Below are 26,988 nucleotides of genomic sequence, written 5' to 3'. Positions count from 1 at the left end.
CCGCATCATGAAGACGGTGCGTGTGATCCCCTGTCTGGACGTCGATGACGGCCGAGTCGTCAAGGGGGTCAACTTCGTCGGGCTGCGCGACGCGGGCGACCCCGTGGAGCTGGCGGCTGCCTATGACCGTCAAGGCGCCGACGAGGTGGTGTTCTTGGACATCACCGCATCTGCGCACGGCCGCGACACGATCATCGAGCTGGCCCGCCACACCGCCGAAGAGGTCTTCATCCCCTTCACGATCGGCGGTGGCATCCGCACGGTCGACGACGCCCGCGCCCTGCTGCGCGCCGGGGCCGACAAGGTCTCGGTGGGTTCCGCCGCAGTGGCACGCCCCGAGCTGGTGCGCGAGATCGCTGACGAGTTCGGCAGCCAGTGCGTCGTGGTCTCGGTCGACGTGAAATCGAACGACGCCGGTGCCGACGGGAACACCATGTGGAACGTCTATGTCAGGGGCGGGCGTGAGGACACCGGGCTCGATGCGCTGGCGTGGGTGCGGTGGGCGGCCGACCTCGGCGCCGGCGAGATCCTGCTGAACTCGATGGATGCTGACGGCACGAAGGCCGGCTTCGATCTCGAGCTCACCAAGGCGGTCGTCGACGCGGTGTCCATTCCGGTCGTCGCCAGCGGGGGAGCGGGCACGCTGCAGCACTTGGTGGACGGCGCGGTCATTGCCGGCGCCGATGCGGTGCTGGCGGCATCGATCTTCCACTTCGGCGAGCACACCATCGCTGATGCCAAGCGGGCGCTGGCAGATGCGGGCGTCGCGGTTCGCCCGCCAGGCCACTAACCGGCTGCTGAAACATGCAGGTCTGGCCGGAAGCGCAAGCCCCTGATCTGCGGGTTTGCAACTGGACACCGCCCGAAAATCGACTCTTTCAGCATCCTGCTCAGCCGGATTAGGCCTGCAGCGCTGCCGACAGGCGGCGTTCCGTGAGCGCGACTGCCCATTTTCTGGCGGCATCCTTGCGCAGATTTGAGAAGGGATTCGTTCTGTGCGCAGAAATGCTGACCTCAACGGCTATTTTGCACAGATTTCGTGCAGCATTTTGTTCTGTGCGCGAAGAAGCGCCCGCTAGCTTCTGCGGCCATGAGTTATCCGGGTACGCACGCTGCCACCGACCCCGACCGTCCAGCAGTGATCATGGCCCGCGACGGCCAGACCCGGACCTTCGGCGAGCTCGAAGCGCGCAGCTGCCAGTTCGCCCAGCTCATGTGGGCCGCCGGCTTGCGCCGCGGTGACCACGTGGCGATCTTCGCCGACAACAACATCGGCTACTTCGATGCGTACTGGGCGGCGATGCGCAGCGGCATGTACTTCACGACGGTCAACCGGTACCTGACCGCAGAGGAAGCCGCCTACATCGTCGACGACTGCGGCGCACGGGTGCTGGTTGCCTCGCCGGCTGTCGTCGAAGCGGCGACGGAGATGCTGCCGCTCATCGACGACTGCGATGTGCGGCTCATGCTGGGCGAGGCCACCGCCCGGCATGATGTTGTCGGGTTCGACTCCTTCGACGATGCGATAGCGGCCTATCCCGCAGAACCGCTCGACGAACAGCCCAAGGGAGCGCCCATGCTCTACAGTTCGGGCACGACCGGACGCCCGAAGGGCATCATGCGGCCGCTCGACGGCACATCGATCACTGATCCCGACCTCGCCGGCGTCGGGATGATCGCGGGAATCTTCGGCATCGGCGAGGGCAGCATGTACCTGTCGCCCGCGCCGCTGTACCACTCGGCGCCGCTGGCGTTCAACACCGGCACCCAGTCGATGGGCGGCACTGCGGTGGTGATGGACCGGTTCGATGCGGCGGAGTCTTTGGGGTACATCGAGCAGTACGGCATCACTCACAGCCAGTGGGTGCCCACCATGTTCAGCCGCATGCTGAAGCTGCCCGACGAGGTCCGGGCGGCGCACGACCTGTCCACCCACCAGGTCGCCGTGCACGCAGCGGCACCTTGCCCGGTCGAGGTGAAGCAGCAGATGATCGACTGGTGGGGGCCGATCCTGCACGAGTACTACGCGGGCACGGAGCTGAACGGCTTCTGCTACGTGAGCTCAGATGAATGGCTCGAGCGCCCGGGCACCGTCGGCAAGCCGCTCATCGGGATCATCCACATCTGCGACGACGAGGGCAACGAGCTGCCGACCGGCGAGTCGGGCACCATCTACTTCGAGCGTGATGTCCCGGCATTCGAGTACCACAACGACCCGGCCAAGACTGCCGAGTCTCGCCACGACCGGCACGAGCTGTGGTCGACGCTGGGCGATGTGGGCCGTGTCGACGAAGACGGTTACCTGTTCCTGACCGACCGCAAGGCGTTCATGATCATCTCGGGCGGCGTCAACATCTACCCCCAGGAGATCGAAGACCGTCTCGTGATGCATCCCAAGGTGGGCGATGTCGCCGTGTTCGGCGTGCCCAACGAAGACTTCGGCGAGGAAGTGAAGGCGGTGGTCGAGACGGTGGCCGGCATCGAGGCAGACGACGCCTTGGCGACCGAGTTGCTGGCGTACGCCCGGGAGCATCTGGCCAACTACAAGATGCCCCGTTCCATCGACTTCCGGGACGAGTTGCCCCGCCTTCCCACCGGCAAGCTCTACAAGCGCGTCCTGCGAGACGAGTACTGGAGCGAACGCAGCTCAAGCATCGTGTAGGCCCGTCGCTGTGCTCAGGCAGGCTTCCAAGCGTCGTCCTGTCAGACGCTCGCGTCAGCGGGCCTGACTGCCCCAGCATTGGGCTTGGCCGTCGGTGTTCGTCGGTGTTCAGTGTGCAGGTGTGGCTGTGGCCTGCGGTGATGGCGGTGTAGCCGGTGGTGGTCGCGGCGGGTTTCGCGTCGTCGCTGTCGTCTTTGGCGATGTCGAGGACTCGTTGGCCGACATGATGGGCGGTCTGCCAAGGGTTGGCGCCGCCGATGCGTTCCATGGTGCGCCCGGCGAGTTTGCTTTGGGGCACGGCGGTGGTGCCGCCGATGATGTATCCGCCGTCTTCGGCGTCGCCGAGCCGTTCGGCCTGGGCTGGGTCGATGGGTTCGTTGCGGGCGCCTGCGAGGACGATGCAGTCGCTGCCGATGACGCCGGGTGGCGGCGCTGTAGAGGTCGACTGTGCAGGTGCGTCGGAGGCGACCAGGATCGGCTCGTCGCCGGTGCAGTCGGCAGTGGCCTGCGGCGGAAGCACAGCGCCTGATTGCTGCGCACCCGCAGCACCAGGGGTGACGGCCAGCAGCGACGCGGCCAGCACCAGCGCTGGCACAGTCCGCACCCGACGCGCACCCGGCCCGCCGGGGACCGCTCAGAAGCCGCCCCGACCGCGAATCGGCAGCCGGGCGGGCATCGCCGAAATCTTGGGCAGCGGACCCATCTCGCCGAGCGCCTTGCAGCGTCTGTGCTGCAACGCCGACCTCTCTGTGGTGCTGTTCGCCGACAAGCTCACACCCCTCTACGAGACAACCCCGAGCCGAACACTCACTGCCGCGCAGCGACATGCGCTCATCGCTCGCGACGGGGCATGCATCGGCTGCGGCGCTGCGCCCCACCAATGCGAAGCGCATCACATCATCCCTTGGGCCTGCCGGGGCAAGACCCGTCTCGACAACCTCGTGCTGGTGTGCTGGCACTGCCATGACCTCATCCACGACCACGACTGGAAGGTCATCCGCCGCGGAGACCGCTACCGGCTGCGCCCGCCCAACTTCGGCTGCTCCGACGAGCCAGCGGCCTCGAGCACATTCGCGAGGCGGCCTGCCGGGCCGGACTCTGCCGCCGACCCACAGGTGGCGCAGGCCGCAATGCTGACCGGCGTCGCTCACCACCAGCCGATGCTGTGCTGAGCGACGAACAGCGGCGCGCAGCAGCGTGCAGCGGCAGCCGGTGAGACGTGAAGCTGACCACACCTTGCTGAGCGCGAAAGCGCGGGGTGCGCCGGCAGGCGTCTTCGGTACAAGCTGTCACCGCACAGCCGGGGCTCGACTCCGGCGAGGCACCACGGGCAGGGACAGCAGCAAGGAAGCCGAGGAATCTCCGCACCCGTGCTGGCGAAGCAACCTGTCCTGCTGCTGCAGCCGATGATTTGGCGCACTTGAGTGAGGTGCCCGCAGGCCGTTCGGGTCGGTGATCTGGCTGGCTTGTGCAGCTTCTACAGTCCGTGCGCGAAGGCCAGTATGTGTTCGGCGACGGCGCGAGCGTGGCCCATCAGAAAGTGATCCCCGCCGGCGATCACCTCGAGTCGGGTGTGCGTCCAGCCCGAAGCGATCGCCGAGGCTTCGGTGGGGGAGCGGAACTGGTCGTGCTGGGGAACCAGCAGCAGCTTGGGCCGTGGGTCGGCAGGCGCTGCCATGTCAGCGGGATCCACGATCCGCAACGGCGCTGCGATGCCGATCCACGCAGACATGCCGTCGTGATCCGCCGCGAGCGACACGTCCCCGCCGAACGACCAGCCTGCCGAGACCACTGCCGGCGACCCGACGTCGCCGGACTGTCCAGCAGCGAGCCGTACTGCCGCATCGAAGGCCGCAGCGGCATCGAGCTGTTCCGCCTTGCCGTGGTCGTGACTGCCCCCGGAGCTGCCGGTGCCCCGGAAGTTGTATCGCAGCGCTGCGATGCCCGCCGCAGGCAGCGTCCGGAAGAGGTGATCGATGAGCGGGTTCCACATGTCGCCGCCGTACAGCGGGTGCGGATGGGACAGCACCGCGACAGCGGCGGCTTCAGCGGGCCAGCTCACCTCAGCCTCGAGCTGGACGCCGTCGGAGGCCACCACTGCTGCCGGCTGGGGCGCAGCGGCCATATTCGGGGTCGGATTCATCGTGGCGAACGGTACCGTGCAGGCAGTGAGCGCTCCTGAGTCAGACAACGAGCAGGGGACCGGTTCGGCCACGAAGCCGACTCGTTCGGCGAAAGACGCCAGGAAGGGCGTGCGCAAGGCTCCAGCATCCGCGGGGGCCAACCACGGCGACGATGAGCGCCGGCCGATCAAGATGCTGCATGACCGCCTGCTCGTGCGACTTCCCAACGACGGATCCGAACGGCGCACCAGCGGTGGCATCCTCATCCCCGCGACGGCCCAGCAGAACAAGCGCCTCGTGTGGGGCGAGGTCGTCGGCGCCGGACCGAACGTCCGCACCGCCCAAGAGGGCGATCGTGTGCTGTTCAGCCCCGAGGATCGCCACGAGGTGGAGGTGCACGGCGACGACTTCCTGATCCTGCGCGAGCGGGACGTTCACGCCATCGCTGCGCCCCGAATCGAGCCGGGCAGCACCGGGCTGTACCTGTGATCGTGCGGCTCTGAGCCTGAGCCGTGACTCTGTACTCATGAGCCACCCCATGAGCCCTGAATCGACGACCACAGCCGGGACGCAGTTCCGCACCGGCGGTGGGATCACCGTCTCGCCGGCAGCGTCCATGGTGGATGGCAACGCTGAGATCGAAGAGCTCGTCGACCGGTTGGACGAGGCCCGCGGCGTGCTGCTGTCGTCGAGCTACGAGTATCCCGGCCGCTACACCCGCTGGGACATGGGGTTCGCCGACCCGCCACTGGCCATCACCAGCCGGGCGCAGGACATCTGGGTGGACGCCCTGAACGAGCGGGGCACGGTGCTGCTTGAGCCGGTGCGCGAGGCGCTGGCGGCGCTCGGCACCGCTGCCGGCATTGCGGACCTGCGCCATGAGTCCGGTGACGGATTCGGCACGGTGGCCTGCCGCGTGGAACGGGCCGAGCGGCGTTTCCCCGAGGAGGAGCGCAGCCGCCAGCCCTCCACGTTCACGGTGGTGCGTGCCTTGGTGAACCTGTTCTCGTGTGACGATCCGCACTTGGGCTTGTACGGGGCGTTCGGTTACGACCTCGCGTTCCAGTTCGAACCCATCACCCTGACGCTGCCGCGCCCGCCACACCAGCGGGATCTGGTGCTCTACCTGCCTGACGACCTGCTGATCGTGGACCACGAGGGCGGCATCGCGCAGCGCTTCCGGTACGACTTCGCCGTCGACGGCCGCAGCACTGCTGGGCTGACGGGCGGCGGCCAGCGTGTCCCGTACGAGCCGAACTTCGATCTCGAAGCGTGCTGCGATCACGAGTCCGGCGGGTATGCGGCCGGTGTGCGAGCCGCTCGCGAGTACTTCGCCCGGGGCGACCTCTTCGAGGTAGTCACCAGCCAGATGTTCTCCGAGCCCTGCATTGAGCCTCCTGCAGAGCTGTTCCGCCGGCTCAAGGAACAGAACCCGGCGCCGTACGGGTTCTTGATCAACCTCGGCCCGGCGTCAGTCGGGCGCGGCGGGCACAGTTCGGCGTCAGTCGGGCGCGGCGGGCACAGTTCGGCGTCAGTCGGGCGCGGCAGGCACAGCAGTGTCGGGCAGGACGCCAGCGGGGAGTGGCTGATCGGCGCCTCGCCCGAGATGTACGTGCGAGTCGAGGGCGATCGGGTCGAGACCTGCCCGATCTCAGGGACCATCGCACGCGGCCAGGACCCCATCGACGATGCCTCGCAGATCCTGGCGCTGCTCAACTCGGCCAAGGACGAGTCCGAGTTGACGATGTGCACTGACGTCGACCGCAATGACAAGAGCCGCATCTGCGTTCCCGGGTCCGTCAAGGTGATCGGGCGCCGCCAGATCGAGATGTACTCGCGGCTCATCCACACCGTCGACCACGTCGAAGGACGCCTTCGGGATGGGTTCGATGCGTTGGATGCATTCCTGTCGCACACCTGGGCGGTGACCGTGACCGGTGCGCCCAAGACGGCGGCGATGATGTTCCTCGAGCAGCACGAGCGGACCGCCCGGGCGTGGTACGGGGGCGCTGTCGGCAAGGTGGGCTTCGACGGCAGCCTGAACACGGGGCTCACGCTGCGCACGATCCGCGTCGCCGACGGGCATGCAGAGGTGCGAGTCGGCGCAACCCTGCTGTGGGACTCCAAGCCGGAAGAAGAGGAATCCGAGACCGAGCTCAAAGCGTCGGCATTTCTCGATGCGATCCGCCGGCCGCGCTCGGCGCCATCGACGAGGGCCATGGCAGCGTTGCCCAGCGAGCGGCGAGTGCTGCTCGTTGATCACTTGGACTCGTTTGTGCACACGCTGGCGAACTACTTGCGCCAGACCGGTGCCACCGTGGTGACCCGTCGGGCCGGGTTCCCCGCCGACGAGGTCAATGCGGACGACTTCGATCTCGTAGTGCTGTCGCCGGGTCCGGGACGGCCTGACGACTTCGGCATCGGCCCGGTGGTGCGCGCCACGCTCGATGCCGGGCTGCCGCTCTTCGGGGTGTGCCTGGGGCTGCAGGGCATCGTGGAGTATTTCGGCGGCGAACTGGACCAGCTTGCCACGCCGATGCACGGCAAGCCGTCGGCTATCCGCATCGTCGGCGGGCAGCTGCTCGACGGGCTGTCGAAGGAGTTTCGCGCTGGTCGCTACCACTCGCTGTTCGCCCGCCGCTCCGAGGTGCCCGACGAGTTGGAGGTCACCGCCGTCAGTCTCGATGACGACATCGTGATGGCCGTCGAGCACCGCGAACTGCCCGTCGCGGCAGTTCAGTTCCATCCCGAGTCGATCATGTCGCTCGACGACGGCGTCGGGCTGGCGCTCATTCGCAACGTGGTGGATCGGCTGGTGCCGGGTTGGAGGGGTGGATGAACGTTCAGCCCTCGCTCGATCGGTTAGTTGTTGCAGCAGTTCCGCGCGATGTGCTCGTCGTATGCGGACCTGAAGCCGCCACCTATCTCCACGGCCAGATCTCCGCCGACGTCATGTCGATGGAGATCGGCGACAGCACGCTGTCGTTCCTGCTGGAGCCGCGGGGGCGCGTCGAGGCGTTCTTCGTGATCAGCCGTGTCGGCTCCGACACGTTCGTGGCCGATACGGATGCGGGGTTCGGTGCCGCCATGACCGCTGCGTTGGAGCGATTCAAGCTGCGAACCAAGGCAGAGTTCTCGCTGCAGCAGTGGACGATGCACGCTGTGCGAGGCCCGACATCGGATCCAGAGCCGACTGTCTCTGCGGTAGCGACCGGCCCTGCCGATGCGCCCGAACACGTGGGTCGCCCCACGCACTGGCCCCTCGCTGGCGGTCACGACCTGTTGGCGTGCTCTGCCAGCACTGTCAGCAGCTTTGGCCAAGGTGCCGAGCATGTCTCTGCCTGCGAGTTTGAGGCGCTGCGCATGGCCTATGGCCTGCCGGCCATGGGTACGGAAATCCAGCCCGGCGACATTCCGAACGAGACTGGTCTCGTCGAGCAGGCCGCGTCGTTCACCAAGGGCTGCTACCGCGGTCAAGAGCTAGTTGAGCGGATCGATTCGCGCGCAGGGGGGCGCCGCGGTATTCGCCGCTTCCGGGCCGCAGGCGACATCGCGGCCGGCGAGGAGTTGCGGGGTGCCGATGGCGCCGGCATCGGCACCGTGCTGAGCGCCGCGTCGCTGGCCGGTGCTGTCGTCGGATTCGCGTCGGTGCGACGCGACGCCGCGGGCGAGGTGAGCCTTGACGGCGGCCAGTCAGTCGTTCTTGCCGATCTGTTCTGAGAGAATGCGCGGATTGAAGACAGCGTCATTGCATCACCTTCTGTTTCCCGCCCTAGGAAACTGCTGATTTATTCGGATCCGGGCAAGTCTGCAACGCTCTGACCTGCGGCTTTGTGTCCGTGAATCGGCGATTTCGGCAATTGCTCAGCAGTCTCCTAGTTCCCGGTTCGAATCGAGTTTCGAGTTGAATGCGGACTCACGGGCTGCTCGGGCCACGGCTTCTCCTGTGTTTTTGCTTCAGCTCGCTTCGCTCGCGGGCCGCTCAGGCCCGGTGCTCAGCCTCTGAGTCGTCGCAGGGTTTGCTACAGGTACGCTCGCAAGCCGTTTCCGAGTCGAACGGATCGCAGGGAGCAGGGACATGGCAAAGACGGCACTCTTGGCCAAGCTGACCGCTAAAGAAGGCATGCGCGATGAGCTGCTCGCGGTGATCGCCGACATCGGCATGAGCAATGTCGCCGGCGAGCCGGGCACCGAGGTGTACGCCGCCCACAAGGACCAGAACGACCCCGACGCAGTGTGGTTCTACGAGCTGTACAGCGACCAGGCCGCGCTCGAGGCCCATGGCGGCTCCGAGCAGATGAAGGTTTTCGGAAGGGCAACGCGTGAATTCATGGAGGCCCGCCCCGAGCTCATTTTCTTGGACCCAGCCGTGGCCAAGGGCCTCGATTTCTGACTCCGGCGCAGCGACCTCGTGCTCGATGACCGAGAGCCCGTCACGGCGAGGGGTCGGCTGACATGCCGACAGTGACATGCTCGTAAAGAAGTGACATGTTCATAAAGATCTGTGGCGTCACCAACGAGGAAGACGCGCTCGTCGCCGTGGGGATGGGCGCTGACGCCGTGGGCTTCAACTTCGTGCCGGGTTCGCCACGGCAGATCCCGCCACGGCTGGCACGCGACATCGTCCGCCGGTTGCCGGGGGGAATCACCACCGTCGGCGTGTTTCGCAACGAGCTGCCTGAGCGGGTCGTCCAGGTGATGGATGGTGCCGGGTTGCGACTGGCCCAGCTGCATGGCAACGAGACTGCGGCCGACAGTCGCTGGGTTGCCGAGCGAGTGCCGGGACTCATCAAGGCGTTCGTGGCGGGCGATCCCAATGTGGAGCGGGTGCGCGACTATGGCGCCTCGGTGCTCATGCTCGACGGTCCCGAGCCTGGCAGCGGCAGCGTTTTCGACTGGCGGCAGCTCGAAGGCGGCCATCGTGGCATCAGGCTGCTGCTCGCCGGGGGCTTGCGCCCGTCAAACGTCAAGCAGGCCATCGAGATCGTGCGCCCGTGGGGGGTCGACGTGGCCTCAGGCGTCGAGTCCGAGCCGGGTCGCAAAGACGTGCTCGCGATCCGCGAGTTCGTCACGGTGGCCAAGGAGGCAGGTGCGCTGATCGCCGCGACCGATGAGACCGAGCTGCCTGATGCGGATGCACCGTACGACTGGCGCGACGACTGAGCGAGAGATCACATGGGCATAGATCACATGGGAACAGCACGAGGCGATTCCACGACGCGTATGAGGTCAGTCATGGGCGAGCCTACGACTGATGGCCGTTTCGGCGACTTCGGCGGCCAATTTGTTCCCGAGACGCTGGTCGCGGCTTGCGAAGAGCTCGAAGCAGCCTTCCGCGACGCATGGGCCGACCCTGACTTCGTCGCCGAGTTCGAGACCACGCTGCGCGACTACGGGGGACGCCCGTCGCCGCTGACCGAGTGCCGCAACCTGTCCAGCCGACTCGGCGTTCGCCTGCTGGTCAAGCGCGAGGACCTCAATCACACCGGGTCGCACAAGATCAACAACGTGATCGGTCAAGCCTTGCTCGCCCAGCGAATGGGCAAGACGCGGCTTGTCGCCGAGACGGGCGCCGGTCAGCACGGCGTCGCGACTGCGACGGCGGCGGCCCTGCTGGGGATGGAGTGCAAAGTCTACATGGGCGCCGTCGATGTGGATCGTCAGGCCCTCAACGTGTTCCGCATGAGGCTGCTGGGGTCCGAGGTGGAGTCGGTGCAGTCCGGCAGTCGCACGCTCAAGGACGCGGTCAATGAGGCGTTGCGCGACTGGGTGGCCACCGTCGAGCACACGCACTACTGCCTCGGCTCGGTGATGGGTCCCCATCCGTATCCGTGGATGGTTCGTACGTTCCATCACATTCTCGGCGACGAGGCAGCGGCGCAGTGCAAGGACCTGATCGGCGGCGACCCCGACGTCGTGGTCGCCTGCGTCGGCGGGGGGAGCAACGCCGCAGGGATCTTCTCGGGCTTCGCCGACGGCGACGCCCGGCTCGTGGGCGTCGAGCCCGCCGGCGGTGCCGCGGTGGGTCGCGGTGTGCCCGGCGTGGTGCATGGCATGACGAGCTATCTCATGCAGGATGAAGTGGGCCAAGTGCTCGAAGCCGAGTCGATCTCGGCGGGGCTGGACTACCCAGGTGTCGGACCCGAGCACGCTTACTTGGCGGCGATCGGCCGTGCCGAGTACCCGAGCGTGACCGATGACGAGGTGGTCGAGGCGTTCACGCTCATGAGCCGCGCCGAGGGCATCATCCCGGCGCTGGAATGCGCGCACGCTTTGGCGTGGATCGTGCGGGAATCGCCCAGCATCGCAGGCCAGACCGTGCTGATGAACCTCTCGGGGCGAGGTGACAAGGACGTCGACCAGATGATGGATGTGCTCGGCATGGGCGGTTTGAGCGAGTGAGGTCAGACTCGTGACCGATGTATCCGGGTCTGTGCAGGCTGAACGGTTCGGTGCGCTCGAAACGCGCTTGCGAGATCGGCGTCAGGCTGGCGCCAAGCTGCTCATCCCCTATGTCACGGGCGGCTACGAGGGTTGGCAACGCGCCGTGGAGGCAGCCGCTGCGGCTGGCGCCGATGCCATCGAGATCGGCATCCCGTTCTCGGACCCGGTGATCGACGGGCCGGTCATCCAGCAGGCGTCGACCGCTGCACTGGCCCAGGGCGCGACTCCGGCTTCGGTGCTGGAAGAGGTGCGTGCGCTCGACACCGGCATTCCCCACGCAGTGATGACCTATTACAACCTCTGTCACCACCAGGGCCACGAGCGATTCGCTTCTGCGCTCGTCGAAGCGGGGGTGTCGGGGGCGATTCTTCCTGACCTTCCCTATGTCGAGGCAGGACCGTGGCTCACTGATTCCGCTGAGATCGGCATCGAGGCGGTCCTGCTGGCGGCGCCCACGACGCCCGATCACCGGCTTGCAGCGCTGTGCGAGGCGTCGCGTGGATTTGTGTACGCGGTCGGCTTGCTCGGCGTCACCGGCGAGCGGGCAGCACTCGCCAGCACGGCGACCGAGATCGCTTCGCGGTGCCAGGCCGTCACTGATCGGCCGGTTCTCACCGGCGTCGGCATCGGCTCGCCGGCTCAGGCCGTGGAGGCCTGCCAGGTGTCCGACGGGGCGGTCATCGGCTCCGCCGTCGTTCGCACGTTGATGTCCGACGGGCCCGCAGCCGTCGGCGAACTGGTGGCGACCTACCGGGCAGCACTCGATCGCGGGTAGCGATCGCGGTGAGACGGTGAGTCGTGCCAATCCGGAACCTGCCATGCCGACAGCAACGGATCCCCCGGCGATCGACGAGAACTGCGAGCTGTGCGAGGCCGCCCGTTTCACGCACTGGTACTTCGAGGACGAACTGTGCTGGGTGGCCGACTGCGAGGTGTGCGCAACCCCGATGGTGGTCTGGAAGCAGCACCGAACCGAGCCGCCCGCTGCCGAGCTGGAGGCCATGCTGGCGCGCCTGACGGAGGCCGGCGAGGAACGCTTCGGACCCGGTGGTGGAATCGTGGACCAAGCAATGCGCCAGATCCCCGACCACTTCCACGCCCACTACCGCGATGCGGACTGGATGTCCCGCCGCTGGAACGAGCCGCCGAGCCTTTACACGGGCGTCGGCACGCCCCGGGAGACCCGATGATCTGTCGTAGCGGGCTTGTCCGAGGCGGCATGAGGCTCGGCTGGTCTGCGGTGTCGGCATCCGCGAGCGGCCATGCTGCATCCGGCGGTGCTCGGGCTCGGCCGCTCGTCCTGATGTGGGCGCTGGCTCTCGCGGTGATCGCGGGTCTTGCGGCTTGCGGCACGAGCGATGCGACAGAGGCCGATTTGGAGCGCCTCGAGCTGGCGTTCGAGCGTGCCGATGTGGCGCTCGGAAGCGAAGTCTTCGACGACAGCTGCTCGGTATGCCACGGCAGCGATGGCAGCGGCGGTGTCGGCGCAGCACTCGGCGGTGTCGACGAACGCCTGAGCGTCCGCAACCACCTGTCGGTGGTGTGGGCCGGTCGAGGCTCGATGCCCCCGTTCGGCGGGATCCTCGCTGACGCCGAGATCGCGGCCGTGGTGGCCTACCAGCGCAGCACTTTCGGCACCGAGTAGGCGTGGCGCTGGCCGTCATCCGCCACCGCACAGTTCGTTCATGGCGGGCGCAGCCCTCCAAGCGCGGGAGCGGTAGCTTCGTCCCGGTGAGTGACCCAGCGAGTGAGCCAGGCTTCCCGCGACCCGATGAGCTGCTGCCGCACCGGGCGCCGTTCCTGCTGGTCGACGAGATTGTCGAGCTTCAGCCCGGCGAGCGCTGCGTCGCGCTGTGGTACTTGGCTGGCGATGAAGAGTTCTTCGTGGGTCACTTCCCGGGCCTGCCGACACTGCCGGGTGTTCTCATGGTTGAGTCACTCGCACAGACGGCGGGGCTTGCCGCGGCGGCGGCGTCATCGCTGGACGGCAAGCTGGCGCTGTTCGGCGGCATCGACAAAGCCCGCTTCCGTCGCCAAGTCGCCCCGGGCGACACGCTGCGCTTGGATGCCACGATAGATCGCCTGTCGGACCGAGCCGGCCGCGCATCAGGAACAGCCAGCGTGGACGGTCAGGTGGCCTGCGAAGCCTCGATGATGTTCCTCATCGCCGACGCCACCGCCGCCGACTGAGCTGTCGGCACCGTCGTCGCCAGGCGGCCTGCGTCGGAACACGCATGTCCGTTGACGCCGAATCCAGCAGCCCCATCCCACAAAACCCGAAGGCTCAACCGAAGGCTCAAGATGTCAGTGGGACAGCGAGCGTGGGACGGGCGCATGCCGACGCGGCGGGCAATCTCGGCTGCAGTCTCTTGCGGCACGGCTCGCATGAGGTCAGCTGCCGCCAGTACCTCGAGACCGAGATTCTCACAGCGCTGGTGACGGTTCACGGCTCTCGCCGCCAGGCGCGTGGCCTGCGAGGTCAGGGACGGACTTCGTAGTAGAGGTTCGCGGCGTCGGCGAAGTCGTGCTGCGTGAATCGGGTGAATCCTGCGGCGGCGGTCATCTCCCGGACTTTGTCCGGATAGAGGCCGAGGGTGCCGAGTCCCATGCCGCCGGGTTCGCTGAGCGCCGACTGCAGGCAGCTCGTGATCGAGAACCCGTAGAACATGGCCAGCATCGGGTTGCGCTGGTCCTGGTCGAAGTCGCCCTTCGAGCGGATGTCCTTGATGAGCAGCGTGCCGTCGGGATCCAGCGATGCCCGGATGGCCTCCAGCGCGGTGTCCGGCCGTGGCATGTCGTGGAGGCAGTCGAAGGTGAGCGCCAAGTCGAAGTCGCCCGTGGCGGGCACATCGGCGGCGCCGGCTTCGATGAAGGCTGCGTTCTCCAGCCCCGCATCTTTGGCGCGCTCTTCGGCTTGTGCGATGGCGATCCCAGAGGGATCGAAGCCCACCACCTCCGAGCGAGGCCACTTCTCGGCGATCAGGCATGCCGAGACTCCCGCGCCACAGCCCACATCGAGCACCTTGGCGCCGCGTTCGAGCTTGGCCGCGACGCCGTCGAGGCCCCCCAGGATCACCGAGGTGAGGTTCTGCCGGCTGAAGGGCCCGGTGGTGCGGGCCAACCCGGCAGCCGCCCGTTGACCTTGCTGCTCGTAGGTCATGCCGATGCCCGTGCGGAACGATTCGAGGATCAGATCCAGGACGTCGTCGCCGAGACCGCCGCGGAATGCGCCCATGGCGAAATGGAGGGAACCCTCCTCATCGACGAGGAGCGCCTCGGCCTCAGGCGACATCGAGAACGCACCGTCGTCGTGATCGACGAGCCGGGCCGCCGCCACGCCGTACAGCCACTCCCGCACCAGCCGCTCATCGAGACCAGTTGCCAGCGCGACATCGTGGCTCGTGGCGGGCTGCGTCTCCGACAGTGCTGCGAACAGGCCGAGCTGGTCGCCGATGTGCAGCATCGCGGACACCATCTCGCCCTTCTTGTACGTCCAGACGCTGAAGGCGAATTTCTTCAGAAGATCCGGATCGATCTCGCGCCGCCCGGTCGCTGTGGAAGCCATCCGCAAGACGCTACCCGCGCATCGAATCCAGTTCTGTCTGTGGTGCTCGGCGCAGTTCTCGGTGGGCGGTCGTGCCGCCCTCAGGTGCCGCAGAGGTGGTCGTCGACGGCGGGGCTGCTGGAAGCACGGGATCGCTTCCAGCCCGACATAGGTGAACTCCCAGGGTTCAGGCACGGGACCTTGGAGGCCGCCGTCGGGCGGGCAGTTCGGGATCCACCCGCGCCGCTTGGCGTTCGCGAAGACGTCCGCAGCCAGCCACTCATAAGCTGGCGATTCGCCGAAGTCGCAGAGGCCTACCTGGCCGATGTCGATGGCGTACCCCGCGATGATCTGCGGGCAGTCGTTCGGCGGCTCGTCGTTCCTGTCGGCTCTCAGCGACTACGTGATGACGGTGCGCGGCTCGTGTCTCGCGGTGACCTCATCGAAGGTGTTCGGGATCGCCACCGGCGAGGTCATCTCGTTCGAGGACGTGGGCGGCGTGGACGTGCGCTCGCGCAGGACGGGCCAGATCCGACGTGGGCGTCGACACCGACGAGGAGAGCTATGCAGCCATTCAGATGCTGGCCGAGATGCTGACGGCGGCGAATGCGCGTAGGAAGCCTAGAGTTGCGCGTAAGGTCAGCGCAGTCGGTCTTCCTGAGTGCATGAGGGGTTCTGAGCCGTGATCGATCTCGAAGGCGTCACCAAGCACTATGAAGTCGGTCCTGTGCTGGTGACGGCGCTGGCCGGCATCGACCTGCACGTCGATACCGGCGAGTTCGTGGTCGTCCTCGGTGCATCTGGCAGCGGCAAGACCACGACGCTCAACATCATCGGTGCCCTCGACGTGCCGTCATCCGGCAAGGTGGTCGTCGGGGGACGCGACCTCACCACAGCTAGCCGCAGCGAGCTCTTTGCGCTGCGGCGCGAGACGGTCAGCTTCATCTTTCAGAGCTTCAACCTCTTCCCCGGCCTGACCGCAACCGAGAACGTCGAGTTCGGCATGGATGTCTCCGGCAAGAGCGGATCGGCCGACCCCGCCGACATCCTTGCGTCGGTCGGTCTCGGCCACCGCCTCGGGCACTTCCCCCACGAGCTCTCGGGCGGCGAGCAGCAGCGGGTGGCGATCGCTCGAGCACTGGCCACCGGCAACCCGGTGCTGCTCGCGGACGAGCCCACGGGCGAGCTGGACTTCAAGACCGGCGCCCAGATTCTCGAATTGCTCGCCGAGCAGGCGAACCAGGACCGGGCAGTGCTGGTGGTGACGCACAACCGCGAGATCTCCCGGATGGCTGACCGTGTCGTCGAGATGAGCAGCGGGGAGATCATCAGTGATGGACCGCCAGAGGGCGGCAAGACCCCGCTGTCCGAGCTGCGCTGGTAGGCCCTGCCATGAAGCTCCTCCGGCTGCGGTGGTCGCTGCGAGACGCGCGTCGACGCTGGATCCAGATCGTCGCTATCGGCTTCACGCTCGCGATCGGCATCGGGCTATTCGCAGGACTCTCAAGCGTGACGCAATGGCGGCTCATTTCCATTGACAAGAGCCTTGAGGCCACTGCCATGTACGACCTGCGGGCCACGGTCAGCGAGAGCGACCCGGTACCGGAGGGCACGCTCGCCCGCATCGCCAGCCAGATCGACGGCATCGACCGCTACAGCGAACGACTTCTGTTCGACACCCAGGTCGAGACCGTCGTCGATGGCGACGAACTGCTGGTGCACGGACGCATCGTGGGCATGGAGCTATCCGGCAGTGGGTCGGTCGTCAACGACGTGTACCTGATTGATGGCAGTCAACTACCGGGTTCGGGGATGTCGAAACCGCAGGTATTGATCGAAGGAAACTTCGCCCGCTTTTGGGATCTGCCGACGAGCGGCACGTTGACCGTCGGTGGAGATGCCCACGTCGACTACATCGGTTCTGCCGTGTCGCCTGAGTACTTCCTCATCGTCGAGGGGAACGGATCGCTCGGCAAGTCCAACCTTGCCGTGCTCTTTGCCCCACTGGCTGCCGCGCAGGACATCTCTGGCCGCTCCGGCGCTGTCAACGACCTCGTCATGACGCTGGCGCCCGGTGCTGACGCTGGGGCAGTGACCGCACAGCTCATCGAAGCCGCAGCGACGCAGGACGGCGTGCTGCTCGATGTCCTCACTCGCGACGAGACGCCGTCCTATATCGGCTTGACTGGCATGCCGGAAATCGACGACGGCATCTACAACGCCTTCTCACTCTTGTTGTTTGCGGGAGCTGCGTTCGCAGCGCTGAACTTCTCCGCGCGTATGGTCCAAGCGCAACGGCGCGAGATCGGCAATGCCATGGCGATCGGGGAGCGTCCTTGGTCGATCGTCATCCGGCCGCTGCTGATCGGCCTGCAGATCGGGTTCATCGGCATGATCCTGGGCGTCGTGGTCGGCTACGCGATTTCGATTCAAACGGTAGGTGTCGTGCAGGGGATCGTACGGCTGCCGATCTTCGAGCAGCCGTTCCAGGGCGCGATCTACGCGCGGGCCATGGCGATCGGTTTCGCAGTACCGATGCTTGCCGTACTCTGGCCTGTCCTGCGCGCCGTGCGGGTGAAGCCGGTCGACGCGATCCGCTCGAGTCATCTGGCATCCCGGGGCGGGAGCCTGGGACCCATCATCAGCCGTATTCCCTTGCCCGGCCGCAGCCTTGAGCGGATGCCGTTCCGGAACCTGATGAGGGCGCCCCGCCGGACGTTCCTGACGCTGCTGACCTTCACCATGAGCTTGGCGATTATGTTCAGCATGTTGGGGCTGGGCAGCACGTTCACGACCACTCTCGACGACGGCAACGAAGAACTGCTCGGCGGCGAGCCCGACCGCTTCACCGTACAGTTGGACTCCCTCTACCCGGTGAACTCACCGCAGGTCCAAGATGTGCTCGCCAATCCGACGGTGCAATCGGGCGAGGCGGCCATGGTGCTGGGGGCCAATGTCATCTCTGCCGAGCCGGATGGAAGCGTCGACGAGGCTGTCCAGCTCGATCTCGCAGTCCGCTTTGTCGACTTTGGCAGCGCCGTGTGGACGCCGACCGCGACGCAGGGCTCGCTGTCTCGGGGGGCGCCTGGCATCGTGCTCGCCGACAAGGCCGCCCGCGACCTCGGCGTGGGAATCGGCGACGACGTCGTCGTGACGCATCCAGCGGTCGTCGACGGAGCGTTCACCCACAGCACTCGCATACTGCCGGTCGATGCAATCCATCCGCATCCGCTGCGGCTCAACGCCTACATGGATCTCTCGCAGACCTCGACGTGGGGCTTCGGCGGTCTCGCCAACATTGTGACCGGTGTGCCGGCTGACGGCAGCAGCCTCAACGACGTGAAGCGGTCGCTGTTCGGCAGCGGCAGCGGCGTGTCCTTGGTACAGGGCTTGGGTGAGACCTTCCAGTCCTTGGAGGATTCGCTGAAGCAGTCCGAGGGCGTGTTCTTCATCACGCGGATATTCGTCATCTTGTTGGTCATGCTGATTGCGTTCAACACTGCCAACATCAACGTGGACGAACGGTCCCGGGACCACGCCACGATGTTCGCTTACGGCATCCCCGTGCAGCGGGTGATCGCGAATCTCTCGGTGGAGGGTTTGCTGCTGGGCGTGATTGCAGTCGTGCTCGGTGGTCTGTTCGGTTACGCCCTATTGCTGTGGATGGCGCTGTTCCTGATGCCGACGGCCATCCCCGATGTGGGCATGATCGTGTCCGTGCGCTGGTGGGAGATGGCGGTGTCGTTCGTCCTGGCATTGGCCGCGATCGCGTTGGCGCCGGTGTTCCCCGGGCGCAAGCTGAAGAAGATGTTCATTCCGGGACAGCTGCGCGTGATGGAGTAGAGCTTCCGAAGTCCTGCTCGACTCCCGGACGGCTGCGTCACCTGCAGGGATTCATGGCTTGTGCACCCATGGCTGTCGGGGCAGGGATGCCGGGTCGAACTGCTGCGCGATGTGGCGCAGATCGCCGGCGTCCGCCACGAGCGCTAGTCCCAGGCTCGACAGCAGCAGGTTGAGCACGTCAACGGACGTCTCGCCGAGTGCCAGACGGTCCGGCAATGTCACGGCGCCATCCCGTTTGGCGAGCCGCTGCCGTCCGGGGCCCAGCACTAGCGGCACGTGGGCATATGCGGGCGGTTCGAGGCCCAGCAGGTGTGCGAGGTGGACCTGGCGTGGCGTGGACGGCAGCAAGTCGTCGCCCCGGACGACTTCGGTGACACCCTGGGAAGCGTCATCCACGACGACCGCGAGGTTGTAGGCCGGCGTGCCGTCGCCGCGCTGGATCACGAAGTCGTCGACGATGCCGGCAAACGGACCGAGCTGGCGGTCGACAACCGTCAGCTCGAGGTGCTGCGTGTCCGGCATCTCGACTCGAAGCCGCAGCGCCGGGGGCCGTCCCTGGGACCTGCGCTGTTCCAACTCGGCGCGCCCCAATCGCCGGCACGTGCCCGGGTAGGCACCCTCGGGCGAGGGCCCGTGCGGCGCCGCGGCCGCCTCCGCGATCTCGCGCCGGGTGCAGAAGCACTCGTAGGTGAGCCCTCTTCGGCGCAGGTCTGCGATGGCGTCGCGGTACAGGTCCAGCCGATCGCTCTGGCGCACCGGCTCGCCGTCCCAGTCGATCCCCAGCGCCGCCACGTCGCGCAGCTGCGAGTCGTAGAACTGCGGGCGCACGGCGCCGTCGAGGTCCTCGAACCGCCACAGGAAGCGCCCGCCAGCCGAGCGGGCGAACAGCCACGCCAGCAGCGCCGTACGGAGGTTTCCCAGGTGCAGATAGCCGGTCGGGCTCGGCGCCCATCGACCGACCGTTGAGGCTGGGCTCAAGCGCTGCCCTCGGCGAGCGCCTTGATGCCCTCGATGCAGCGCGTCATGTTGGCGAGGTGCTCGTCTTGACGGCGGGAAAGGATGCGAGGCTCCTTGTCAGGCATCGCCTCGATGGCCATGGTGAGTCCGGAAGGTCCCGGACCGATGCGCACGGTGTGGCGCAGGCGGCAGCGCTGGCCGTGGAGAACGTCGATCTCGTAACGCCAGCGGGCGCCGGCAACCTCCTCGGTCTCGCCGGTCGCCCAGCCGAAGAGCACGTTCGACTCGTACTCGGTGACGGTCAGATCGATGTTCCACTCGCCGATGGCGGGGTGCTGGTTGTGACCGATGAACTTGGCGCCGAGGGCCGGACCGTCGTAGCCGGGCGCCCACTCGGCCCGCACGAACTCCTCGGAGAAGTCGGCACCGGCGTTGATGTCGCTGACGACCTCCCAAACCCGTGCTGCGGGGCTGTCGATGTCGATCTCCACCGTGGCGCCGGCGCCCTCGCCCAGAGTGCGGGCGGCCGATTCTTCGCCACGCGCCTCCCAAGTGCGACCCCAGCTGTCGACATACGCAATCTCGTTGGCGCGCCGGCGCGGAACGGAACCGAACTCGGTGCCCTTCGACCACGCGAGCGGCAGCAGCGCAACCGGCGTTACTCCTTCAGGTATGCCGAGCACCTCGCGCAGCTCGTCTTCCTTGCTGAGAATCGCCGTAGTCCACGCCGTGGCGAGGCCCCGGGCACGCGCCGCGAGGCAGAAGCTCCACGACGATTGCAGCACCGAGTCGAACAGGCCCGGTTTGCCGCTGTTGTCGTGGACGCCCCACACGCAGGGAATGACGATCACGGGCACCTCGCCGAGATGTTCGGCGAGGTGGTGCGCCGACTTCATCACCTGCTCCATCGGGTGCCCGGTGCCCGCAGTGGCATCACGTCCCTGCTGCATGAAGCTGCCCACGATGGAGTGGTACATCTCTCCGAGAGCCTGGCGTTGCGCTGGGTCTCGTATCACGAGCCAGCGCCGGCTGGCCTGGTTGCCGCCGCCAGGCGCCTGCTCGGCCACGTCGATGCAGTCGAGCACCAGGTCGTGGGGCACCTCTCGCTCGAGGTCCAGCCGCAGCCGCACCGAGCGGGTGGTGGACAGCACGCCGTCCACCGACGCCAGGTCCAACCCGGCAGTGTCATAGCGGGCAGGGACGTGGGGGTTCAGTTCCGGTGTCGGCATGCCGCCAGTATTGCCGTCCCGCTCAATAGTTTCTTCGGACGTGGCGACTCCCTCACCGGTCCGGCGGCGCGTCGCTCAGCCATTCGGGGCCGGTGTGCTGGCGGCGGCTGCCAGCGTGATGCTCCTCGCGGTCGCGTGCTCTCCGAACGGCTTCCCGACACGAGAGACGCAAGAGCCGGCCACCCCGGTCGCGACGGTCCCCAGCGCCGCCGACACGGTTGCAGCCGTTGCGACAGCTTCCGCACCGGCGCCTCATGCGACCAGTCCGCCCGAGACCTCCGCGGCCCCGCGGGACTGCTCGCCCCGTGCCGCGCCGGCCGAGCTCGACTTCGACACCGCCGCTGTGCCCCTCAGCATCGAGATCTCGCGTGCCCTGTACGAATGTGCCGACGAGGTCGGCCTGGGGTTCGCTAGGGATCCAGCGACGGCGCTCACGCTCACTGCGCACGGGATCCGCGGACCGATGCTGCTCATCGAGTCGTGGTCTGCGGCTGATGCGATGGACGAGATACGGCGTCTCGCTCCTGAGCGGATCATCGCGGCGGGCTTCAGCGAGCAGATCCTCGAGCTCCGGCTCGCCGGCTATGCCGTCGAGCAGGTGCCCGTCGATCCTGAGGCGGCGCTGCCGGTCGCCGATGTGCCGCACGAGCGCGTGCTGGTCGTGGGCGACGCCTCGCAGGCCGCTGTGATCGGGGCCGTCGGCAGCCAGATCGGCGCAACGGCGGTCGCGGTGACCGGCGACCTGCGAGCCTTGGCCGCCCCAGAGCGCCAGGTGCTCCGCGACGCGGTGCACGTGGAGATTCACACAGACCTCGGGCCTGATGCTGAGTGGCAACTCGAGGTCATCCGCCGGGGCGATGAGTTGCCCGGCGGCGGCCTGCTCGTCTTCGGACCTGACGGCTCGCGCCGGATAGTGGCCCTCTACGGCCATCCGACGACATCGCAGCTCGGCGTGCTCGGCGAGCAGAACCCAGACGACGGCGTGGAGCGCCTGCGGACCATCGCCGAGGGCTACGACGCTGACGGGCGGGAGGTGGTGCTTGCCTTCGAGATCATCGCCACCGTGGCGTCAGCTCAAGCTGGTCGCGACGGCGACTATTCCAATGAGACTGCGCACGATGTGATCAGGCCGTGGATCGAAACCGCCGCTGCCAACGACATGTACGTCGTGCTCGACCTGCAATCGGGCCGGACGGATTTCCTCACCCAGGCCAAGCAGTACGAGGAGTTCCTGCGACTGCCCCATGTCGGGCTGGCTCTCGATCCCGAATGGCGATTGAAGCCCGGCCAAGTGCACCTGAGGCAGATCGGAACGGTGGATGCTGCCGAGATCAACCAGGTCTCGGCGTGGCTGGCCGATCTCGTCCGTAGTGAGGCCTTGCCGCAGAAGCTGTTGCTGCTGCACCAATTCCGCTTTTCGATGATCACCAACCGGGAGCTGATCGAGACGCCCCCCGAGCTGGCGGTGATGATCCACATGGACGGGCAGGGTCCGCTCAACACGAAGTACACCACCTGGGATGCGCTGCTGGGGCTGCCCGACGCCGATCGCTACTACTGGGGCTGGAAGAACTTCTATGACGAGGACAGTCCCACCGCCACCGCCCCCCAGGTGCTGGCTCTCACGCCGTCACCGCTGTTCGTCTCGTATCAGTAACCGCGGCAGCCGCCTAGCCTCCGCAGCGTGGCACGGCTGCCGTTCTTGAACTCTCGCCTGCAGGGCTACCAGTCGACGATCTTTGCGGAGATGTCGGCATTGGCGGTTCGTACCGGTGCCATCAATCTGGGCCAGGGCTTTCCCGACACGGACGGTCCGACTGAGGTGCTCGAGGCGGCGGTGGCGGCGATCCGCAGCGGCACGGCAAACCAGTACCCGCCGGGCATCGGCATTCCGGGACTGCGTCACGCCGTCGCTCGGCACCAGTCGCGTTTCTGGGGCTTGGAGTTCGACCCCGACAGCGAGGTGCTGATCACGGCCGGCGCCAGCGAGGCACTCGCCGCCAGCTTCCTGGCGCTCTGCGAGGTGGGCGACGAGGTCGTGACGTTCGAGCCCTGGTACGACCTGTACGGCGCCGTCATCTCGATGGCGGGTGCGGTGCGCAAGGTGGTCACGCTGCGACCGCCCGACTATGGCTTCGATCCCGACGAGCTGGCGGCCGCGGTGACGCCCCGCACGCGGCTGCTGGTGCTCAACAGCCCGCACAATCCGACCGGCAAGGTGTTCAGCCGGGCCGAGCTCGAGGCCATCGCTGCGGTGGCGATCGAGCGGGATCTCATCGTGGTCACCGACGAGGTGTACGAGCATCTGACCTTCGACGGCGAGCACATCCCGATCGCGTCCCTGGGGGGCATGGCCGACCGCACGGTCACGATCTCGAGCGGCGGCAAGACGTTCGCGGTCACCGGCTGGAAGATCGGCTGGGTGTGCGCACGCCCCGAGTTGGTGACCGCCGTGCGGACAGCCAAGCAGTGGCTGACCTACGTCAGCGGCGGGCCGTTTCAACATGGGATTGCTGCGGGGCTGGACCTCGGCGACGATTACTTCAAGGGCCAGGCCGACGACTTGCGGGCCAAGCGCGACCGGCTGAGCGCGGGGCTGCGCTCGGGTGGGCTGGAGGTCTTCGAGCCTGCTGGGACGTACTTCATCACGACCGACATCCGCTCGATCGGCCACGACGACGGCATCGAATTCTGCTGGAACCTGCCCGAGCGAATCGGCGTGGCCGCCGTACCGAGCGTGGTCATGTACGACAACGTCGACGAGGGCCGCCACCTGGTGCGGTTCGCCTTCTGCAAGCAGGATGCCGTCCTCGACGAGGCAATCGAACGCCTCCGCTCGCTCTAGCAGGATGCTGAAATATGCAGGTTCGGCCGGGAGCGCAAGTCCTTGACCTGCTGGTTTGCAACTGGACGCTGCCCGAAAATCGACTTTTTCAGCAGCCTGCTAGCGCTGCCGAGTTGGCGCGGCGGGCCGATCCGTCCGACTAGCGGGGGCGGTGGGGGAAGAGGGTGACGGCGAGAGCGGAGCCGATCATGCCGCCGCCGGTGGACAGCACGAGGTCGGCGACCGTGTCGTCGTAGGTGAGGTCGAGGCCGCCGCCCGCGCCGGTCTCGGCCACGATCCACTCGGCCGCCTCCCAGCCGACGATGGCGAGAGCGCCGAGTCCGGCGCCGAGCAACCACGCATCGCCGCGGGACAGGCGGTTGGCAGCGCCGCCGCGCCGGTAGCGCCAGGCATGGAACGCCCCGACGAGCAGGATCCAGTTGAGCGTGTGCAGCACATCGTCGGTGGCATCGAAGGTGTCGTAGACGTACGCCAAGTTGCCGAGCGTGTCGATGAGGAACGGGGCGACGATGAGCACGTCGGCAATGGCCGGGTACGGCCGGATCCGTCCACGCCAGAACCACGCCAGCGGCACCACCACCGCCGACAGCATGAACAGCGGGAACCGGAACGCCATGCCTTTGCCTTCGAGGTGGTCGAGGGGCACGGCGATCGCCACCACGAAGCACAGCGCCAGCGCCGCCTTGAACGCCATCGCCACGGCGACGGCTCGGGGGCGGGCATCCAGCGCGGCGACGCCGGTCGGCCGGTCGCTGCTGGTTGCGTTCGTCACTGCTTGCACGACGTTCTCAGGCGCCGGCGCGCAGGGGGGCGATCACGCCTTCGGCGAACTCGTTGAGCATTGCCAGCTCTTGGTCTTGCTCGAAGTAGCCGACGTGATGCCACAAGAAGAACTCGGTGACGCCGAGTTCTTCGTGCAAGGAGGCGACGTGGTCGAGCTCTTCCTCCCGGCTGCCTCGCCACACGCGCCCCATCGGCACCACATAGGGCGGCGCGTTGTACGCCCAGTTGAACAGCTCCTCGAACCCGGCGTAGAGGTCCGCGGCTTCGGCCGGCGTGCGGCCCATCGTGAGGTGGCCGCCGATCGCCAGCGCATCGGCCGCTGTGGTGTCACGCCCCGAATTGTGGGCTTCTTCGAGGTAGATGCCCAGCGCCGTACCGATGAAGCTCTGCCGGTCGGGGGCCACAAAGCTGACCATCTTGCCGCCCTCGCGTGCCCAGAACTTCGAGGTCTCCATGCTGTAGCTGAACGGCGCGTAGACCGGCGGGTGAGGCTGTTGGAGCGGCCGGGGCACGATGCCGATTTCCCGCAGCGTCTTGTCCCCGTCGACGGCGTTCGGGTCGAAATCATCGGTGGGCGGGAAGTGCCACTCCATCTCGGGCGGGGCCTGCCAGAACTCGCCCTGGATCGACACCTTGTCCTGGGTCCACAGCGACTTCACCAGGTGCCAGTTCTCATACAGGGCCCGGCGGCTTCGCTGGTCGGCCTCCGACTTGTCGGACTCGGTGGAGGTGATGCCGAGGTGCTGGCCGAACGTGCCGGTCCAGCGGGGCGTGTTGCCGCGAGTGAAGCCCACGAAGGTGCGCCCGCCGGTGAAGTGGTCGAGCATGGCGATGTTCTCGGCGAGCTGGATCGGGTTCACCGCGGTGAGGTTCATGCCGAGCTGGCCCACCCGCATCCGCTCGGTGTGCTGGGCCACGAAGTAGTCCCAGAACAGCGGGTTGGTGGTGGTCTCGATGCCCTCCACCTGCATGTGCTGCTCGGTCATGGCGAAGCCGTCGTAGCCGACCGACTCGGCGAACTGCATCTGGGTTCGGATCTGATCCATGAGGATCTGCCACCGTTCAGGCATCGACCCGGCGAGGCCGATCTGCTCACCGCGGCGGCGCATGTAGGGCACCACCAGGATCGTGAAGCGGAAATCGGTCATCAGGCCTCGGGCTCTCTGGGGCGGCCGGCGTCTCGGAAAGGGGGGCGCATCGACTGCAACACTAGAAAGCCGACTGCCCTTGCATCATCTGAGCGCGGAAGGAACCTTCACATGGTCGAGTCACACGCCGGTGCGAGGCGGGGCCTGCATCCGATCGAGAACGCGCCCATCTCGGAGATACGAGCGCTCCAGCTCGAGCGCTTGAAGTGGAGCTTGGCCCATGCGTACGCGCATGTGCCTGCCTACCGGCAACTGTTCGACGGCGCGGGCGTGCACCCGTCGGACTTGCAGCGTCTGGAGGACTTGGCGCGCTTCCCGTTCACCTCCAAGACCGAGCTGCGCGAGAACTACCCGTTCGGCATGTTCGCCGTGCCGCGAGAGCAGGTGCTGCGGGTGCATGCGTCCTCGGGCACCACGGGAAAGCCGACGGTGGTCGGCTACACACAGTTCGACCTGGACATGTGGGCGCACGTGTTCGGGCGCTCGCTGATGGCAGCGGGTGTGCGACCGGGCGATGTGGTCCACGTCTCCTACGGCTACGGGCTGTTCACCGGCGGGCTGGGGGCGCATTACGGGGCCGAGCAGTACGGCTGCACCGTGGTGCCGGCTTCGGTCGGCCAGACGGCCCGGCAGGTGCAGCTGCTGGTGGACTTCGACGCCGACGTGCTGTGCGCCACGCCGTCGTACGCGCTGGTCGTGGCCGACGAGTTCCGCAACCAGGGCATCGACCCGGCGTCGACGTCGCTGCGGGTAGGGATATTCGGCGCGGAACCGTGGTCGGAGGCGATGCGGGCCGAGCTCGAGGACGCCTTCGGCATCGACGCCGTCGACATCTACGGCCTCTCGGAGGTGATCGGTGGGGGTGTCGCCAACGAGTGCGTGGAGACCAAGGACGGGCCGACCATCTGGGAGGACCACTTCTATCCCGAGATCATCGACCCTGACTCGGGCGAGGTGCTGCCCGAAGGCGAGACGGGCGAGCTGGTGTTCACCTCGCTGACCAAGGTGGCCATGCCGGTGATCCGGTACCGCACCCGCGACATCTGCTCGCTGCAGCCCGGCACGGCTCGTTCGATGCGTCGCATGGGACGGGTCGCGGCACGCAGCGACGACATGCTCATCATCCGTGGCGTCAACGTGTTCCCGAGCCAGTTCGAGGAACTGGTGTCAGCGGAGCCGCGGCTGACCGGGCATTTCTTGCTCGAAGTGCATTCTCAAGGCCGGATGGAGGGCATCACTGCGGTGCTCGAGCCCAAGCCCGATGCCGGCGAACACGAGGCGATCGCCGCGGACTTCGCCGGCACGGTGCGCCAGCGCATCGGCATCGCGGTCGACGTCCGCACCGTCGAGCCCGAAGGAATCCCGCGCTCGGAAGGCAAGGCGCAGCGAGTCCGCGACCTCCGGGGCTGA

26 protein-coding genes are annotated in these 26,988 nt (G+C 67.0%); 20 read left to right on the top strand and 6 right to left on the bottom strand.

Annotated elements, in window-relative coordinates; genetic code table 11:
- Positions 1-7: 7 nt before the first annotated feature.
- From hisF to ACOGXQ_RS02880, 4 genes are all read left to right on the top strand, one after another.
- A complete protein-coding gene (hisF, locus tag ACOGXQ_RS02895) occupies positions 8-790 on the top strand; it encodes an imidazole glycerol phosphate synthase subunit HisF (RefSeq protein WP_419945960.1) in 783 nt (260 codons plus the stop codon).
- 300 nt (positions 791-1,090) lie between these two features.
- Positions 1,091-2,662 (top strand): acyl-CoA synthetase, encoded by a 1,572-nt coding sequence (locus ACOGXQ_RS02890; RefSeq protein WP_419945959.1) that lies wholly within the window; start codon positions 1,091-1,093, stop codon positions 2,660-2,662.
- A 121-nt stretch (positions 2,663-2,783) separates the two neighbouring features.
- On the top strand, positions 2,784-3,191 hold the full coding sequence (locus ACOGXQ_RS02885; protein WP_419945958.1) for a hypothetical protein: 408 nt from the start codon (positions 2,784-2,786) through the stop codon (positions 3,189-3,191).
- Positions 3,192-3,216: 25 nt separating this feature from the next.
- Positions 3,217-3,834 carry an HNH endonuclease signature motif containing protein gene (locus ACOGXQ_RS02880; protein ID WP_419945957.1) on the top strand — a complete coding sequence of 206 codons (618 nt, stop codon included), beginning with the start codon at positions 3,217-3,219 and terminating at the stop codon, positions 3,832-3,834.
- A 305-nt stretch (positions 3,835-4,139) separates the two neighbouring features.
- On the opposite strand, the gene ACOGXQ_RS02875 is transcribed toward ACOGXQ_RS02880, so the two are convergent.
- On the bottom strand, positions 4,140-4,805 hold the full coding sequence (locus ACOGXQ_RS02875) for an alpha/beta hydrolase (RefSeq protein WP_419945956.1): 666 nt from the start codon (positions 4,803-4,805) through the stop codon (positions 4,140-4,142).
- Positions 4,806-4,977: 172 nt separating this feature from the next.
- Between ACOGXQ_RS02875 and ACOGXQ_RS02870 the strand changes: the two genes are divergently transcribed.
- The 10 genes from ACOGXQ_RS02870 (at position 4,978) to fabZ (ending at position 13,419) form a co-directional block, all read left to right on the top strand.
- A complete protein-coding gene (locus ACOGXQ_RS02870; RefSeq protein WP_419932373.1) occupies positions 4,978-5,274 on the top strand; it encodes a GroES family chaperonin in 297 nt (98 codons plus the stop codon).
- A 49-nt stretch (positions 5,275-5,323) separates the two neighbouring features.
- Entirely contained in the window at positions 5,324-7,624 is a 2,301-nt protein-coding gene (locus ACOGXQ_RS02865) for an anthranilate synthase component I (RefSeq protein WP_419945955.1), read from the top strand.
- Complete coding sequence (locus tag ACOGXQ_RS02860) at positions 7,621-8,505, top strand: YgfZ/GcvT domain-containing protein (RefSeq protein ID WP_419945954.1); 885 nt, start codon at positions 7,621-7,623, stop codon at positions 8,503-8,505. Before ACOGXQ_RS02865 ends, ACOGXQ_RS02860 begins: the two co-directional genes overlap by 4 nt.
- A 358-nt stretch (positions 8,506-8,863) precedes the next feature.
- Complete coding sequence (locus ACOGXQ_RS02855) at positions 8,864-9,178, top strand: putative quinol monooxygenase (RefSeq protein ID WP_419945953.1); 315 nt, start codon at positions 8,864-8,866, stop codon at positions 9,176-9,178.
- 95 nt (positions 9,179-9,273) lie between these two features.
- Entirely contained in the window at positions 9,274-9,948 is a 675-nt protein-coding gene (locus ACOGXQ_RS02850) for a phosphoribosylanthranilate isomerase (RefSeq protein ID WP_419945952.1), read from the top strand.
- Positions 9,949-10,020: 72 nt separating this feature from the next.
- The gene (gene trpB / locus ACOGXQ_RS02845) at positions 10,021-11,187 is read left to right on the top strand and encodes a tryptophan synthase subunit beta (RefSeq protein WP_419945951.1); all 1,167 of its coding nucleotides are present in this window, start codon (positions 10,021-10,023) and stop codon (positions 11,185-11,187) included.
- 10 nt (positions 11,188-11,197) lie between these two features.
- Positions 11,198-12,004 carry a tryptophan synthase subunit alpha gene (gene trpA, locus ACOGXQ_RS02840; protein ID WP_419945950.1) on the top strand — a complete coding sequence of 269 codons (807 nt, stop codon included), beginning with the start codon at positions 11,198-11,200 and terminating at the stop codon, positions 12,002-12,004.
- Positions 12,005-12,047: 43 nt separating this feature from the next.
- Entirely contained in the window at positions 12,048-12,419 is a 372-nt protein-coding gene (locus tag ACOGXQ_RS02835) for a hypothetical protein (RefSeq protein ID WP_419945949.1), read from the top strand.
- A 29-nt stretch (positions 12,420-12,448) separates the two neighbouring features.
- Entirely contained in the window at positions 12,449-12,874 is a 426-nt protein-coding gene (locus ACOGXQ_RS02830) for a c-type cytochrome (protein ID WP_419945948.1), read from the top strand.
- Positions 12,875-12,960: 86 nt separating this feature from the next.
- Positions 12,961-13,419: a 3-hydroxyacyl-ACP dehydratase FabZ gene (fabZ, locus tag ACOGXQ_RS02825; RefSeq protein ID WP_419945947.1), complete on the top strand. Its 459-nt coding sequence runs from the start codon at positions 12,961-12,963 to the stop codon at positions 13,417-13,419.
- 289 nt (positions 13,420-13,708) lie between these two features.
- Here the strand turns inward: fabZ and ACOGXQ_RS02820 are convergent, their stop codons facing one another.
- Positions 13,709-14,794: a class I SAM-dependent methyltransferase gene (locus tag ACOGXQ_RS02820; RefSeq protein ID WP_419945946.1), complete on the bottom strand. Its 1,086-nt coding sequence runs from the start codon at positions 14,792-14,794 to the stop codon at positions 13,709-13,711.
- A 310-nt stretch (positions 14,795-15,104) separates the two neighbouring features.
- Here ACOGXQ_RS02820 and ACOGXQ_RS02815 point away from each other — a divergent pair, with 310 nt between their 5' ends.
- The 3 genes from ACOGXQ_RS02815 (at position 15,105) to ACOGXQ_RS02805 (ending at position 18,616) form a co-directional block, all read left to right on the top strand.
- Positions 15,105-15,389 (top strand): carboxyl transferase domain-containing protein, encoded by a 285-nt coding sequence (locus ACOGXQ_RS02815; protein ID WP_419945945.1) that lies wholly within the window; start codon positions 15,105-15,107, stop codon positions 15,387-15,389.
- Positions 15,390-15,455: 66 nt separating this feature from the next.
- A complete protein-coding gene (locus ACOGXQ_RS02810; protein ID WP_419945944.1) occupies positions 15,456-16,157 on the top strand; it encodes an ABC transporter ATP-binding protein in 702 nt (233 codons plus the stop codon).
- 8 nt (positions 16,158-16,165) lie between these two features.
- Positions 16,166-18,616 (top strand): ABC transporter permease, encoded by a 2,451-nt coding sequence (locus ACOGXQ_RS02805; RefSeq protein ID WP_419945943.1) that lies wholly within the window; start codon positions 16,166-16,168, stop codon positions 18,614-18,616.
- Positions 18,617-18,667: 51 nt separating this feature from the next.
- Here ACOGXQ_RS02805 and gluQRS read toward each other — a convergent pair whose 3' ends face one another.
- Complete coding sequence (gene gluQRS / locus ACOGXQ_RS02800; protein WP_419945942.1) at positions 18,668-19,594, bottom strand: tRNA glutamyl-Q(34) synthetase GluQRS; 927 nt, start codon at positions 19,592-19,594, stop codon at positions 18,668-18,670.
- Positions 19,591-20,802 (bottom strand): nitroreductase family protein, encoded by a 1,212-nt coding sequence (locus tag ACOGXQ_RS02795; RefSeq protein ID WP_419945941.1) that lies wholly within the window; start codon positions 20,800-20,802, stop codon positions 19,591-19,593. Before ACOGXQ_RS02795 ends, gluQRS begins: the two co-directional genes overlap by 4 nt.
- A gap of 40 nt (positions 20,803-20,842) precedes the next feature.
- On the opposite strand from ACOGXQ_RS02795, the gene ACOGXQ_RS02790 reads away from it, so the two are divergent.
- Positions 20,843-22,459, top strand: a complete 1,617-nt coding sequence (locus ACOGXQ_RS02790; protein WP_419945940.1) for a hypothetical protein — start codon at positions 20,843-20,845, stop codon at positions 22,457-22,459.
- A 90-nt stretch (positions 22,460-22,549) separates the two neighbouring features.
- Complete coding sequence (locus ACOGXQ_RS02785) at positions 22,550-23,647, top strand: pyridoxal phosphate-dependent aminotransferase (protein ID WP_419947326.1); 1,098 nt, start codon at positions 22,550-22,552, stop codon at positions 23,645-23,647.
- 139 nt (positions 23,648-23,786) lie between these two features.
- Here the strand turns inward: ACOGXQ_RS02785 and ACOGXQ_RS02780 are convergent, their stop codons facing one another.
- Entirely contained in the window at positions 23,787-24,419 is a 633-nt protein-coding gene (locus ACOGXQ_RS02780; protein WP_419945939.1) for a hypothetical protein, read from the bottom strand.
- Between the two features lie 16 nt (positions 24,420-24,435).
- Positions 24,436-25,578 (bottom strand): LLM class flavin-dependent oxidoreductase, encoded by a 1,143-nt coding sequence (locus tag ACOGXQ_RS02775; protein WP_419945938.1) that lies wholly within the window; start codon positions 25,576-25,578, stop codon positions 24,436-24,438.
- 111 nt (positions 25,579-25,689) lie between these two features.
- Here ACOGXQ_RS02775 and ACOGXQ_RS02770 point away from each other — a divergent pair, with 111 nt between their 5' ends.
- Complete coding sequence (locus tag ACOGXQ_RS02770) at positions 25,690-26,988, top strand: AMP-binding protein (RefSeq protein WP_419945937.1); 1,299 nt, start codon at positions 25,690-25,692, stop codon at positions 26,986-26,988.

The organism is Candidatus Poriferisodalis sp. (genome assembly GCF_965208485.1).
Classification (GTDB): domain Bacteria; phylum Actinomycetota; class Acidimicrobiia; order Acidimicrobiales; family Poriferisodalaceae; genus Poriferisodalis.
Note: the sequence above shows the minus strand (reverse complement) of the source record. Positions and strands in the feature narration are given on the sequence as shown.

Excerpts from the sequence above, each read along its gene's own strand:
- ACOGXQ_RS02815 (WP_419945945.1), top strand. The coding sequence starts at position 15,105 with ATGGCGTACCCCGCGATGATCTGCGGGCAGTCGTTCGGCGGCTCGTCG.
- ACOGXQ_RS02875 (WP_419945956.1), bottom strand. The coding sequence starts at position 4,805 with ATGAATCCGACCCCGAATATGGCCGCTGCGCCCCAGCCGGCAGCAGTG.
- ACOGXQ_RS02870 (WP_419932373.1), top strand. The coding sequence starts at position 4,978 with ATGCTGCATGACCGCCTGCTCGTGCGACTTCCCAACGACGGATCCGAA.
- hisF (WP_419945960.1), top strand. The coding sequence starts at position 8 with ATGAAGACGGTGCGTGTGATCCCCTGTCTGGACGTCGATGACGGCCGA.
- ACOGXQ_RS02850 (WP_419945952.1), top strand. The coding sequence starts at position 9,274 with ATGTTCATAAAGATCTGTGGCGTCACCAACGAGGAAGACGCGCTCGTC.
- ACOGXQ_RS02820 (WP_419945946.1), bottom strand. The coding sequence starts at position 14,794 with ATGGCTTCCACAGCGACCGGGCGGCGCGAGATCGATCCGGATCTTCTG.
- ACOGXQ_RS02835 (WP_419945949.1), top strand. The coding sequence starts at position 12,048 with ATGCCGACAGCAACGGATCCCCCGGCGATCGACGAGAACTGCGAGCTG.
- ACOGXQ_RS02890 (WP_419945959.1), top strand. The coding sequence starts at position 1,091 with ATGAGTTATCCGGGTACGCACGCTGCCACCGACCCCGACCGTCCAGCA.
- ACOGXQ_RS02855 (WP_419945953.1), top strand. The coding sequence starts at position 8,864 with ATGGCAAAGACGGCACTCTTGGCCAAGCTGACCGCTAAAGAAGGCATG.
- ACOGXQ_RS02770 (WP_419945937.1), top strand. The coding sequence starts at position 25,690 with ATGGTCGAGTCACACGCCGGTGCGAGGCGGGGCCTGCATCCGATCGAG.
- ACOGXQ_RS02785 (WP_419947326.1), top strand. The coding sequence starts at position 22,550 with ATGTCGGCATTGGCGGTTCGTACCGGTGCCATCAATCTGGGCCAGGGC.
- ACOGXQ_RS02805 (WP_419945943.1), top strand. The coding sequence starts at position 16,166 with ATGAAGCTCCTCCGGCTGCGGTGGTCGCTGCGAGACGCGCGTCGACGC.
- ACOGXQ_RS02795 (WP_419945941.1), bottom strand. The coding sequence starts at position 20,802 with ATGCCGACACCGGAACTGAACCCCCACGTCCCTGCCCGCTATGACACT.
- ACOGXQ_RS02860 (WP_419945954.1), top strand. The coding sequence starts at position 7,621 with ATGAACGTTCAGCCCTCGCTCGATCGGTTAGTTGTTGCAGCAGTTCCG.
- trpB (WP_419945951.1), top strand. The coding sequence starts at position 10,021 with ATGGGCGAGCCTACGACTGATGGCCGTTTCGGCGACTTCGGCGGCCAA.
- ACOGXQ_RS02865 (WP_419945955.1), top strand. The coding sequence starts at position 5,324 with ATGAGCCCTGAATCGACGACCACAGCCGGGACGCAGTTCCGCACCGGC.
- ACOGXQ_RS02830 (WP_419945948.1), top strand. The coding sequence starts at position 12,449 with ATGAGGCTCGGCTGGTCTGCGGTGTCGGCATCCGCGAGCGGCCATGCT.
- ACOGXQ_RS02775 (WP_419945938.1), bottom strand. The coding sequence starts at position 25,578 with ATGACCGATTTCCGCTTCACGATCCTGGTGGTGCCCTACATGCGCCGC.